Origin of the sequence: Mycobacterium sp. NPDC049093 (assembly GCF_040704635.1) — a bacterium.
In the GTDB taxonomy this organism is placed as follows: Bacteria; Actinomycetota; Actinomycetes; order Mycobacteriales; family Mycobacteriaceae; genus Mycobacterium.
In genome coordinates this window covers 52,698-64,586 of record NZ_JBEZJS010000008.1, presented here as the reverse complement: position 1 = coordinate 64,586, position 11,889 = coordinate 52,698, and the positions used below count along the sequence as shown (strand labels likewise).

The following is an 11,889-nucleotide window of genomic DNA, read 5'->3' as shown; positions in this document are numbered from 1 at the left end:
GCGGTCAGCGCTGCCAGGCGTGCAGCAGGTCTTCGGTTGTGGTGACGGTAGCGAGTAGGGACAACGTGTTGTCGATGACCGCGTCGGCGTAGGCCGTCGGAATGCCGGCCACCGCATCGCGCGGCAGCACGACCCGGTACCCGGCGTTGACCGCGTCCATCACCAGGTTGATGATCGCGACGTTCACCGAGACGCCGACGGCCACGATGGTCCTCACGCCGAGGTTGCGAAGAACGGCATCCAGGTCGGTACCGCCCATCGGTCCCAGGCCGTGCCAGCGGGACAGGACGAGATCGTCTGGCTCCGGGCCGAACTCGGGCAATAGGGTGGCCCCGGGGGTGCCGGGCAGGATACCGACGCCGGTGCGGCCGATGGCGAAGATCTTGGCGTTGTGGTTGGAACCCAGCCCGTCCGGGCGTCGTTGCACCAGACAGTGCACCACCCTGGCCGAGACGTCCCGCGCCGCAGGCAGCAGCCTGGCGATGTTGGGTAGCGCTTCCCGGCGCGCCTCGTCGGCGAGGGCGGCCAACCCCGCGTCGGGACCGACCACCGCACCCTGGCATTCCTGGGTGATGATAGCGGTGTGCTCGGGTGTGACCAGTTCTCTCAGATCGGGCCTCATGTGTGAGCCGCGGCCCGATCGTCGGAGGCGGCGGGAACTTCGTAGAACTGTGTGGCCCACTTACGCATGGCCATATACGGTTTCGCGTCGATCTTGGCCAGCGGCGGATGCTCGACGTACTTCTGGTAGCGCCAGATATCGCAGTCCTCCCACACTGTCTTGAGGAACTGCTTCTCGACCTGCTTGCGCACCTGCTCGGGCGGGATGTCGGACGTCTCACCGGGGAGCTTGGGCCACCAGATCGAATAGAACATGTCCGACACCTCGTCATCGACCGGGGTGCAGGCGAAGATCAACCGGTGGTTGGACGAACCCTCGAACGCGCTCATGGCGAAGCCGAGCCCCGAGAAGTGGCTGTGAATCCGCAGCGCCATCTTGTCAGGATCGTCGCTGCGGGCGTCGGGCCAGCCGGTCAGGAACCGCCATTCCTCGTCGACATGCTCCCAGTGCAGGCATACCGGCGTCACCGTCGCGCCGTGGACATAGCGGAAATGTGAACTGTCGGGCCCATTCTCAGCCACGATCTGTGGATGGACCGGGATAGCGTCGGCCCGGCTGGAGAACTCCGGGTAGGGCCGGTAGTACGTATTCGGATCGGTTTCGAACTGCGGGAACTTGTGGAAGATGTCGGGCAGTTCCCACTGCGGTTCCTTGCCTTCGGGCTGGTACCACATGAAGATGCAGCCGTACTGCTCCTTGACGGGATAGGAGCGCAACCGCAGGCCGCGGTTGGGCTTGTCCGGTTGGTAGGGGATGTAGGTGTTGTTGCCCTCGGGACCCCACCGCCAGCCGTGGAACGGACACTCGACGCAGTCGCCGACGACCTTGCCGCCGTGACCGATGTGGGCACCCAGATGCTTGCAGTGGGCTTCCAGCACATGCAGCTCGCCGGACTCGTCGCGGTAGGCGGCGAGGTCTTCACCGAAGTACTTCAGCGCCTTCACATCGCCGATCTCATACTCGGCCGACCAGCCGATCATGAACCAGCCGGTGACCTTCCAGGTGAACGGCACTTTCATGGTCGGCTGCCTCCTGCTTTCACTGCTCTCGCAATACGTACGGAAGACATTACAGTAGCGGTTACTGCACGGGAAGCAGACGGTGGGGAATCGGTGCGACGTCGTGCATCGACGCCGTTATCGACGTCAGGGTTGTGAAACTTGCTCACCGGCAGCCGTGGCGTCGAGACCGGCGCAAGCGGGCGGAGCCAACCGAGCCGCTTACCGTATAGTCCGCGGCAATCAACAGGAGGTGACCCGTTGTCCGACGACATCGAGGCGATCAAGCAGCTCAAGGCCCGCTACTGCAGGTTCCTGGACACCAAGGACATCGATGCCTGGCGGGGATTGTTCGTCGACGACGTCGTGGTGAAGCTCGACATGGCCGTGTCGACCGGCGGTGCCGATCCGCAGACGGCCCCGCCGCTGAAGAGCTTCGACGAGTTCTTTCCCGTGGTGTGGGGCGGCGTCGAACACGCGGCGACGGTGCACCACTGCCACACGCCTGAGATCATGTTGACCTCCGACACCACGGCGACGGGCATCTGGGCGATGGAGGACATGCTGTTCTTCCCTGATGGCAGTGAGTTGCATGGCGCGGGCCACTACCACGAGACCTACGAAAAGCGTGACGGCACATGGCAGATCACCAGTCTGCACCTGACTCGGACCTTGTTGAAGTTCAAGACCGCGTAGGTGGTGAGTCGTCCGCGTGAGTAACGCTGTGGCGAAAAAACTGGCCGAGCATCGCCGTGGCGCTACAGACGCGAACTTGAGACACCCTGCTCGGCAACAAGATTCATCGCCTCGCCGAATGCCTTGATGTAGTCGAGCGCAGCTTCCGGGCTACTGCCGTCCACGTGCACGACTGCCCAGGTGGCGCCGTGACTGGCGAGTTCGGCAAGAACCTCGCGTGCGTGCCGCAGTGAGGCTTCCTCCTCGAGATCGGTATGTGGGCAGACGACCTGGATCTCGACGGACGCCGGGTCACGGCCGGCGTCGGCGAGTCGGTCACGCAGGCGTTGTGCGGCGATGCCGAACTGGTCGGCATTTTCGATGGCAGTGGTGCGCATGGTCGAAGCCATGCCTGCCGCGGCGATGATGGGCATCCATCCGTTGCCGTGCTCGACCACGCGCCGGATCGCGGCGGCGCCGTTTCCGCCGATCCAGAGCGGGGGATGGGGACGCTGAGCCGTGCGCTGCAGTGCGACGGGTCCGACCGCGCCGAAATCCTGACCGGAAAACGGTGTTTCGGGATCAACCCAGATGGAGCGTAGAGCCGCCAACGCTTCATCGAGCAGCCCGGCACGTCGGTCGATGTCCACGCCCACTGCCGAGAACTCGGATCGCAGGTAGCCCGCCCCGACGCCGGCGATGAGTCGGCCACCGGAGATCAGGTCCAGGCTGCCCAGTGCCTTGGCTGACAGGTACGGGTTCCGGAAGGGCAGCACGTACAGGTTGGTCATCAACCGGATCTGCGAGGTGGCTGCCGCCATGAAGCTCAGCGCGGCGATCGGGTCGAGCGTGTTGTGGCCGCCGTTGTTCCGCCACTTGACCGAGGGGGCCGGATGCTCGCTCAACGCGATCGCCGAGAAACCCGCCGCTTCAGCCTGGGTAGCTACCGTACGGATGACCTCGGGTTGCAGGAAATCGTCAGGTGCGGTGGGCAGCTCGCTGGGGTATTCCAGGGTGTACTTCATCGATCTCCCCGTTTCTGACCCATTCTCGGGACGCTACTGAAAGCGTTACCGTAACATCGATCGTTGATTGCCGATTGGGATGGAGTGGTGATGGATCGCCGGCGAAAAGTACTGGTCATGGGCGCAAGCGGAAACGTGGGCGCCTGCGTCACCCGCCAGCTTGTCGAGCGCGGTGACGACGTGCGGGTACTGCTGCGACGGAGCAGTTCGACGAAGGGTATCGACGGCGTCGAGGTGGAGCGCTGCTACGGAGACATCTTCGACACCGAGGCGGTGGCTGCTGCGATGGCCGACCGCGACGTGGTCTTCTACTGCGTCGTTGACACTCGCGCCCATCTGGCCGATCCCACGCCGCTTTTCAACACCAATGTCGAGGGCCTGCGCAATGTCCTCGACGTCGCGGTGAATGCGGACCTGCAGCGTTTCGTGTTCCTCAGCACCATCGGGACGATCGCCGTCGGTGACGACGGGGCAACCGTCGACGAGGACACCCCGTTCAACTGGGGAGGCAAGGGCGGGCCCTACATCGAATCCCGCCGTCAGGCCGAAGATCTGGTGCTGTCATATGCGCGCGAGCGCGGACTGCCGGCCGTCGCGATGTGCGTGTCCAATCCGTACGGTCCGCCCGACTGGCAGCCCAGGCAGGGCGCGCTCGTCGCAATGGCAGCGTTCGGACAGCTACCGGTCTATGTCAGAGGCGCGGGTTCGGAGGTGGTCGGGATAGATGACGCAGCCGATGCCCTCATTCGGGCCGCGGACCGGGGCCGGATCGGTGAGCGCTACATCGTCTCCGAAAGGTATATGTCGCAGCGGGAGATGTTCACCGCGGCCGCGCAAGCGGTCGGTGCCCGACCGCCCAGATTCGGAATTCCCATGGCTCCCCTGTATGCCTTCGGGTGGTTGGCCGGTTTGTCGAATCGATTGTTCGGCACCGATTTCCCGATGAACCTCACGGCGGCGCGGCTGATGTGGCTGACCTCGCCGGCCGACCACGGCAAGGCCACCCGCGATCTGGGTTGGGAACCCGCTCCTACCGCTGAATCGATCGGCCGGGCAGCACAGTTCTACGTCGACCGGAAGAGCCGCAACGAAAAGGTCATCGATCTGTGAGCGCCACCGATTTCGATGCGATCGTCGTCGGCGCCGGATTCTCCGGGCTGTACGCGCTGCATCGGCTGCGAGAACAGGGCCTGCGGGTGCGGGTCCTGGAGAAGGCCGATGACGTCGGCGGCACCTGGCTGGTCAACCGGTACCCGGGTGCCCGCTGCGACATCGAGAGCATCGAATACTCCTACAGCTTCAGCGATGAGATCCAGCAGGAGTGGGTCTGGACGGAGACGATGCCCGCCCAGCCCGAGATCGAGGCATATCTGAACTTCGTCGCCGACCGGCTGGACCTTCGCCGCGACATCGCCTTCGGTACCGAGGTCGTGGCGATGACCTTCGACGAAGGTACCTCGCACTGGACGGTCACCACTGCCGACGGCCAGGCGCTGCGCACACCGTTCGTGGTCGCAGCCACCGGAATCCTTTCGGTGCCACTGGAACCCGACATCCCCGGAATGGGCCGCTTCACCGGCACCTCGCTGTACACGAGTCACTGGCCGCGCGAGGGTGTCGACCTCGCCGGCAAGCGCGTCGGGGTGATCGGCACCGGCTCCACCGGGGTACAGCTCATCCCGGTGGTGGCGGGGCAGTGCGAACATCTCACGGTGCTCCAGCGGTCCCCGGCGTTCACTCTGCCGTGGCAGGTTCGGTCCTTCGAACCGGGGGAACTCGATGCGCTCAAGGCTGACTATGCGGCCATCCGCGCTGCGCAGCGGGAACACCCGGTCGGGGCGGCGCGGCTCAGTGCGTTCTCGGTGCTGCTCGAGATGCTGGTGCGGCCGCCGGTGAAAGCCGCTTCACCCGAGGAGAAACGACGCGCGGTCGAGGAAAACGGCGTGATGGGCGCGCTCAATTGGGGCGATGTCTTCTTCGACATCGACGCCAACCGGATGGCCACCGAACTCTACGGCCAAGCCGTGGCCCGCATCGTCTCAGATCCGCAGACCGCGGCGTCGCTGACACCGAGCCACCCGTTCGCGTGCAAGCGGCCCATCATCGATCAGGGCTACTACGAGACGTACAACCGGGACAACGTCACGCTGGTCGATCTGCGCCAGGGCGCCATCCGTGAGGTGACGGAGACCGGGATCTCCACCGAACAAGGTGACTTCGACCTCGATGTGATCGTGTATGCCACGGGATTCGACGCCATGACCGGCGCGTTGAGCCGGATCGACGTGCAGGGCCGCGACGGCATGGTGCTGGGGGAGTACTGGTCCAAGGAGGGCGCGCTGTCCTATCTGGGCGTGGCGGTGGCCGGCTTCCCGAACCTGTTCACCATCCAGGGACCGGGAAGTCCCTCGGCGGCAACGAACTTCGTGGCAGCCCTGGAACAGCATGTGGAGTGGATCGCGGACTGCATCGGGTACCTGAGGTCCGCTGGGCGCCGGACCATCGAGGCGACGCCGCAGGCGCAGGTCGACTGGGTCGAGCACACCACGGCGCTGGTGGAACCCACGGTGCTGATGGACCCGAGCTGCAACTCCTGGTACAACGGCGGCAACGTGCCCGGCAAGAAGCGGATGTATCTCGGCTACACCGCGGGCATCCCCGAATACCGGCGCCGCTGTGACCAGATAGCCGCCGACGGGTACACGGGATTCACCATTGCATAGGGCGGTCCGGATCGCGTGGGAGCTCGGAGGCGTGGTGCCGCGCTCGGTGGGTGCGCTCGCCGGGCAATGGAACCCATTGTCGGTCACCGGTCTGCGTCAACTCGGTGAGGTCACCCTTGACGAGCTCGTCGTCACCGGTATGACGCTGACCGGTCCACCGCCGCAGCTTCCGCGCCCATTGGGTGAATACCAGTGGGCAGCCGACGAACTGGGCGTACTTGGTATCGACGCCGCGCACCCGCCGCCAGATGCTCTGCAGGTCAAACACATCCGGCCACGCAGATTCGGCGCGCTGACGTTCGAGGAGCTCGTCTTCGACCACGAACCCGCACTGCCCGCCTCGGTGCTGGCCGACGGGCACGGCGGCGTTGGCACGGCAAGGGCCCGGCTGTACCGGTGCGGAGACGACGCGCGGCCATGGCTGATCTGGGTGCACGGGGCGGGTCAGGGCGATCCCATGGACCTCCTCGTCGCCCGGGTGCGCCGCCTGAGCGACCTCGGCTTCAACGTCGCCTTACCCGTGCAGCCGGGACACGGGCCGCGGCGCCGGTCCTGGCCGGAGTACCCGGCTCGGGATCCGCTGGCCAACGTGGCCGGCATGATGCGAGCGGTGTCGGAGGTACGGGCTCTGATCGGTTGGCTCGAACCGCAGGCATCCTCGATCGCGGTGGCGGGCTTGTCACTGGGCAGCGCGGTGGCGGCGCTGGTGTCGCATCTCGACGCTCGGGTCGACGCGGTGGCCCTCTACACGCCGATCCTCGGCCTCAACACGATGATCGGCATGCACCTGGGACGTTGGGGATCGGCGGGCCAGCAATCGGCGCACCAGCTGCAGTCAGCGACGGTGGCCGCGATGACCTCCGTGATCGACCCGCTGCGTACCCGACCGTGTGCCGAGCGACGTCTGATCGTGGGCGCCTGGCATGACCGGATGGCGATGCGCAGTTCGGCCCTGGCGATGCACGAGCAATGGGGCGGCGAGCTCCACTGGCACGACGGCAGCCATGTCGGGCACCTGTTCTCCGGTGCGGTTCAGGATGCGACGGCGCGGTTCTTAACGACCGTAGCTTGACGTGATCCGGGTTCGCACGCAGTTGATCTCGTGGCCGAGATCGTGGTCCTCGGGTAGGACCACCCACTGGAAGGCGATCCCGAAGATGGATCCGGTGATGTCCCGCAACGCGATGTCGACGTCGATGTCGGGCCGGAGGGAACCATCGGCGATACCGGCGCGCAGACCGGCTTCGATCTTGACGGCTGCCCCGGCCAACTGGGTGCGGACGCCGTCGCGCAGCGGTGACGTGGTCTTCACCGCTTCGAATGCCGACACGAACATGGCCCTGGTCACCGCGGCATCCTCGGCATGAATTTCCTGCACGCGGTCGAAATGCGCGAGCACCTGCTGCAGCCCGGTGGCGCCCGGCTCGGGATCGGGGTTCAGCCGTGTCACGTACACATCCTGGAAGGCATCGAGGATGGCATCCTTGCTGCCGTAGCGGGCATGCACCATGGCTCGGCTATATCCCGCCCGCCGTCCGATCTCGGCGGCAGTCGTTGCTTCCCAGCCCTTTTCGACAATCAACTCAGCGGCAGCCTGCAGCAGCCGGCGCGAGGACTGTTCCACGCGCTCCGGCTGGGTGAGGCCCTGGGCGGGGGACGGCACCCTTGCATATTAGACGGTCGACAACTAACTTAGTTGTTCAGCGTCAAATTTGTGTGCGGAGGTCGATGATGACATCAGTCGCAGTGCCGGTTTCCGGACCGGTGCCCATGGGCATCGAGGAGGTGACCGCGTCCTGGTTGACCGAGGCGCTGGGCACGAAGGTGACGGCGGTGCGGGCCGAGCGGATCGCGCTGGACACCGGCTTCTCCGCGGCGTTGTATCGGATTCATCTGAACGGATCCGATGATGTCCCTGAGACTTTGATCGTCAAACTGCCCGCCGACTCCCTGGCGCGGGGCGGGATGGAGATGCTCGGCGGCTACCAACGTGAGCTGTACTTCTACCGGCATGTCGCGCCAGATGCGCCCATCGCAACACCGCACTGCCACGTCGCGCGGATGTCGGGACCCGACTTCGTGCTCGTGCTCGAAGATCTACGGGACTGGGAGAACGCCGACCACCTGGCCGGGCTGTCGCTACCGCGCGCCCAACTCTGCATTCAGCAGCTGGCCGGCCTACACACCTGGTCGGCCGGTGTCGATGAGGCTGTACTGCAGGAGTTCCCGAGCATTGACAGCACGTTGACCCGGGACCTGTTCCTGCCCGCTTTTGCTCCTGGTTGGCAGCTCTACCGGGACCATACCCGTCAGCAGGTGCCTGCGGCGGTCGCCACGTTCGCCGAACGATTCGCCGATCTCGCGCCCACCGCACTCTCCGCTCTGTCAGAACGGAACATGTTGCTGCACGGAGACATCCGCGCTGACAACATGTTCTTTCACGAGGATGCGCTCAAGGTGGTCGACTTCCAGCTGTCGGTCCGCGGTGCGGGTGCGGCCGATATCGCGTATCTGGTCAGCCAGGGTCTGCCGACCGAGGTGCGTCACGGTCGGGACGAGGAGCTGCTGCGTGAGTACGTCAGTCAAGTTGCCGGGTACACGTTCGACGAGGCGTGGCGGCATTACCGTTTCGCGACCGCGCTGCTGCTGTACATGCCGGTGGTCGCCCTGCTCACCTGGGATGTGGCGCCTGAGCGGTCCCGGCAGCTGTGCCTGACGCTCATCGACCGGGCCGTCGCGGCGATCGAAGACATCAACGCCCTGGAGGTCTTTGCGTGACCGTTCGCACTGCGCGGGAAGTCGTCGAACAGTACAACTGGGTGGTCTGGAACGAGAAGGACTTCGCCCTTGCCGATGAACTGTTGGGAGAGAACGTCATCCGCCACGATGTGGGCGAGGCGAAGGTGCTCACCCACGAAGAGGCGGTGAACAGGGTGATCGATCACTGGGCGATGTTCGAGACGATCCGGTTCGACCTCAACCTGGTCGTCGCCGGTGACGACGGCGAGCATGTGGCGATCGTGTACGAATCCCCGATGACGTTCCCCGACGGTAACGCCATGACGGTCAGCAGCATGGAGATCTTCCGGGTGGTCGACGGCCGCATCACCGAGGTGTGGAACTGTGGTTACAAACAAGGAGTTTGGGCATGACCGACGAGCGCTTGCGCGAGGAGCCGAAATGACCGACCGATTCCTGGACGAACTCGGCTACTACCTGCTGGCCGGTGCCGGCGGTGAAGGCCCGGCGACGTTGATGGATGAGGCACGCCGCGGCGAGGAACTCGGCTTCGGCACCGCATTCATCTCGGAGCGGTGGAACGTCAAGGAAGCCTCGTCGCTCGTCGGCGCGGCCTGCGCGGTGACCGATCGGATGCAGATCGCGACGGCGGCGACCAATCACAACACCCGCCACCCCCTGATCACCGGATCGTGGGCCACCACGATGCACCGGTTGTCCCGGGGCCGATTCACCTTGGGCATCGGGCGCGGCGTGGCGGCCATGTACAACGCGTTCGGGGTTCCCGCGGTGACCACCGCTCAGATGGAGGACTTCGCCCAGGTCATGCGCAAGTTGTGGCACGGCGAGGTGGTGTTCAATCACGACGGCCCGATCGGCAAGTATCAGGTGCTGTTCCTCGATCCCGACTTCAACGAGGACATCCGGTTGGCAATCGTGGCCTTCGGCCCGCAGACCCTGGCGCTGGGTGGGCGGGAGTTCGACGACGTCATCCTGCACACCTACTTCACCCCCGAGACGCTGCAACGCGCGGTCAAGACCGTCAAAGAAGCCGCCGAGCAGGCCGGCCGCGACCCCGACAGTGTGCGGGTGTGGTCGTGCTTCGCCACCGTGGGTGATCACCTGCCCGAGGAACTGCGACTGAAGAAGACCGTGGCCCGGCTCGCCACCTACCTACAGGGCTATGGCGACCTGTTGGTGAGCACCAACGGCTGGGATCCGGCCGTGCTGCAACGCTTCCGGGAAGACTCCGTCGTCACCTCGATACCGGGCGGCATCGACCACAAGGCCAGTGCCGAGCAGATCGAGCACATCGCCACGCTGATCCCCGACGAGTGGTTGGAGCCGTCGGCCACCGGATCGGCGAGCCAATGCGTGGACCGCATCCGCAAGGAGTTCGACTACGGTGCCGACGCCGTGATCATGCACGGGGCCACCCCCGACGAGCTCGAGCCGATCGTCACCGAGTACCGGGCCACCAAGGAGTGACCCGGCGAGCGGTCTCCCGCAAGCGGGGGACTGCTCGCCGGTAGGGGTTATGGCGTGATCAGGGTGCGGGACACCGGTTCGGCGACTGCCTGACGGCTGAAGATGCCGTGCTGCAGGGTGACCAACAGGGCGTTCCGCGTCTCCTCCGGGGAGATGAGCTCGTCGAAGCCGAGGTGGCCTGCCGACCGGAACGATGCCTCGAGTTCCATCCGCTTGAGCACCTCGGTGTAATCCTCGCCGGCATGGGTGGCGGCGCTGAGCGCCGCCGCACCCATCGCCCCCATGGTCGCGCCGGGATAGGCGAACGTGGCCACCTGGTCGTCGAAACCCAGCAGCGACATGACCATCGAGCCGAAGCCGAATGCCTTGCGCAACGTCACGTGCAGTTTGAGGGTGGTGGCGGCGGTCTGGGCGGCGAACATCCGCGCCCCGCTGCGCAGCACGCCGCTGCGTTCGGACTGGCTGCCCGGCAGCATGCCGGGATTGTCGGCGAGGAACACGATCGGCAGGTGGAACGAGTCGGCCACGGTGATGAAATGCGCTGCCTTGTCGGCGGCATCGGCATCGATCGAACCGGCCATCACCTGTGGCTGGTTGGCCACCACCGCGACCGGATAGCCGCCCAGATGGGCCAGCGCACAGATGATCGCGCGGCCGAATTTCGGTTGTACCTCGAACCAGTCTGGCCGGTCGAAGATCTCGTCGATCACGGCGCGCATGTCGTAGATCTGGCGGTTGTCGCGGGACACGATATCGAGAATCTCCGGGGTGGGTCTCGGGTCTGCGGTGTCGTCGGCAAGCCGCGTCGGCGGGTACGACCATGCGCTGGACGGGAAATACGACAGGTAGCGCCGGATGTCGTCGATGACCGTCTCGTCGTCCTCGGCGTAGTTGTGGATCACGCCGCTGGCCAGTGCCACGCTCGGGCCGCCGAGATCCTCCTTCGAAATGTCCTCTCCGGTGGACTCTTTCACCACCGGGGGACCGGCGGTGAAGATCGCTCCTTGATGGCTCATGATGCTGAAGTCGCACACCGGGGCCACCAGGGCACCGTGGCCGGCGGACGGGCCGAGGATCGCCGATACGGTGGGCACCTTTCCCGAGCATTTCGCCTGGGCGATCAGATCGGTCGGGGTACGTCCGTAATGCTCACCGCTGGGGCGGAAACCCGCTCCCTCCAACAACATCACGAGTGGAATCTTGTTGCGCAAGGCCAACTCGGCGAGCCGATACCGTTTGGCGTTTCCGCCCGGGCCGATACTGCCGGCCAGCGTGGTGAAGTCCTCGGCGCCCACCATCACCGGTGTGCCGTCGATGCGGCCAGCGCCGGCGACGAGGCCATCGGCGGCGATGTCGCCCCCGACCAGCGTCCCGAACTCCTGAAAAGTGCCGGGATCCAGCAGCCGCGCGATCCGCGCACGGGCGTCGAGCTTGCCCTTGCCGTGGTGCTTGGCCAACCGCTCGGGACCACCCATGCCGTGGGTGTGCTCGCGTCGACGAGCCAGGTCCTCGAGCGTTGCCTTCCACTCCGGGTCGTTCGTCATGCCGGCGTCCTTGTCATGCCACTGTCCTCACTCGTCGCGCAGTGCCCTAGGGGCCTCAGCGTACCGCCGTTGACC

The 11,889-nt window shown here is 65.5% G+C and carries 12 protein-coding genes; 7 read left to right on the top strand and 5 right to left on the bottom strand.

Annotated elements, in window-relative coordinates; all coding sequences use genetic code 11:
• Positions 1–4 precede the first annotated feature (4 nt).
• Both AB0876_RS28020 and AB0876_RS28015 read right to left on the bottom strand, forming a co-directional pair.
• On the bottom strand, positions 5–622 hold the full coding sequence (locus tag AB0876_RS28020) for a cysteine hydrolase family protein (protein WP_526043488.1): 618 nt from the start codon (positions 620–622) through the stop codon (positions 5–7).
• Positions 619–1,641 (bottom strand): Rieske 2Fe-2S domain-containing protein, encoded by a 1,023-nt coding sequence (locus AB0876_RS28015; RefSeq protein ID WP_526043487.1) that lies wholly within the window; start codon positions 1,639–1,641, stop codon positions 619–621. Before AB0876_RS28015 ends, AB0876_RS28020 begins: the two co-directional genes overlap by 4 nt.
• Positions 1,642–1,881: 240 nt before the next feature.
• Here AB0876_RS28015 and AB0876_RS28010 point away from each other — a divergent pair, with 240 nt between their 5' ends.
• Positions 1,882–2,316 (top strand): nuclear transport factor 2 family protein, encoded by a 435-nt coding sequence (locus AB0876_RS28010; RefSeq protein WP_526043486.1) that lies wholly within the window; start codon positions 1,882–1,884, stop codon positions 2,314–2,316.
• Between the two features lie 62 nt (positions 2,317–2,378).
• On the opposite strand, the gene AB0876_RS28005 is transcribed toward AB0876_RS28010, so the two are convergent.
• Positions 2,379–3,320 carry a TIGR03619 family F420-dependent LLM class oxidoreductase gene (locus AB0876_RS28005; RefSeq protein WP_526043485.1) on the bottom strand — a complete coding sequence of 314 codons (942 nt, stop codon included), beginning with the start codon at positions 3,318–3,320 and terminating at the stop codon, positions 2,379–2,381.
• Between the two features lie 90 nt (positions 3,321–3,410).
• Between AB0876_RS28005 and AB0876_RS28000 the strand changes: the two genes are divergently transcribed.
• The 3 genes from AB0876_RS28000 to AB0876_RS27990 are packed head-to-tail and all read left to right on the top strand — an operon-like array spanning position 3,411 to position 7,115.
• Entirely contained in the window at positions 3,411–4,430 is a 1,020-nt protein-coding gene (locus AB0876_RS28000; RefSeq protein ID WP_491838485.1) for an NAD-dependent epimerase/dehydratase family protein, read from the top strand.
• Positions 4,427–6,043 carry a flavin-containing monooxygenase gene (locus AB0876_RS27995; protein WP_491838486.1) on the top strand — a complete coding sequence of 539 codons (1,617 nt, stop codon included), beginning with the start codon at positions 4,427–4,429 and terminating at the stop codon, positions 6,041–6,043. Before AB0876_RS28000 ends, AB0876_RS27995 begins: the two co-directional genes overlap by 4 nt.
• Positions 6,036–7,115 (top strand): alpha/beta hydrolase, encoded by a 1,080-nt coding sequence (locus AB0876_RS27990; RefSeq protein ID WP_491838487.1) that lies wholly within the window; start codon positions 6,036–6,038, stop codon positions 7,113–7,115. The genes AB0876_RS27995 and AB0876_RS27990 overlap by 8 nt, the downstream gene beginning before the upstream one ends.
• Here the strand turns inward: AB0876_RS27990 and AB0876_RS27985 are convergent.
• Positions 7,098–7,706, bottom strand: a complete 609-nt coding sequence (locus AB0876_RS27985) for a TetR/AcrR family transcriptional regulator (RefSeq protein WP_491838488.1) — start codon at positions 7,704–7,706, stop codon at positions 7,098–7,100. The genes AB0876_RS27990 and AB0876_RS27985 overlap by 18 nt on opposite strands.
• 68 nt (positions 7,707–7,774) lie before the next feature.
• Between AB0876_RS27985 and AB0876_RS27980 the strand changes: the two genes are divergently transcribed.
• The 3 genes from AB0876_RS27980 to AB0876_RS27970 are packed head-to-tail and all read left to right on the top strand — an operon-like array spanning position 7,775 to position 10,270.
• Positions 7,775–8,821, top strand: coding sequence for a phosphotransferase (locus AB0876_RS27980; protein ID WP_526043484.1), 1,047 nt, complete (start codon positions 7,775–7,777; stop codon positions 8,819–8,821).
• A complete protein-coding gene (locus AB0876_RS27975; protein ID WP_135359825.1) occupies positions 8,818–9,195 on the top strand; it encodes a nuclear transport factor 2 family protein in 378 nt (125 codons plus the stop codon). The genes AB0876_RS27980 and AB0876_RS27975 overlap by 4 nt, the downstream gene beginning before the upstream one ends.
• 28 nt (positions 9,196–9,223) lie before the next feature.
• A complete protein-coding gene (locus AB0876_RS27970) occupies positions 9,224–10,270 on the top strand; it encodes a TIGR03857 family LLM class F420-dependent oxidoreductase (RefSeq protein ID WP_491838490.1) in 1,047 nt (348 codons plus the stop codon).
• Positions 10,271–10,317: 47 nt separating this feature from the next.
• Here the strand turns inward: AB0876_RS27970 and AB0876_RS27965 are convergent, their stop codons facing one another.
• Entirely contained in the window at positions 10,318–11,814 is a 1,497-nt protein-coding gene (locus AB0876_RS27965) for an acyl-CoA carboxylase subunit beta (protein WP_526043483.1), read from the bottom strand.
• Between the last annotated feature and the right edge of the window lie 75 nt (positions 11,815–11,889).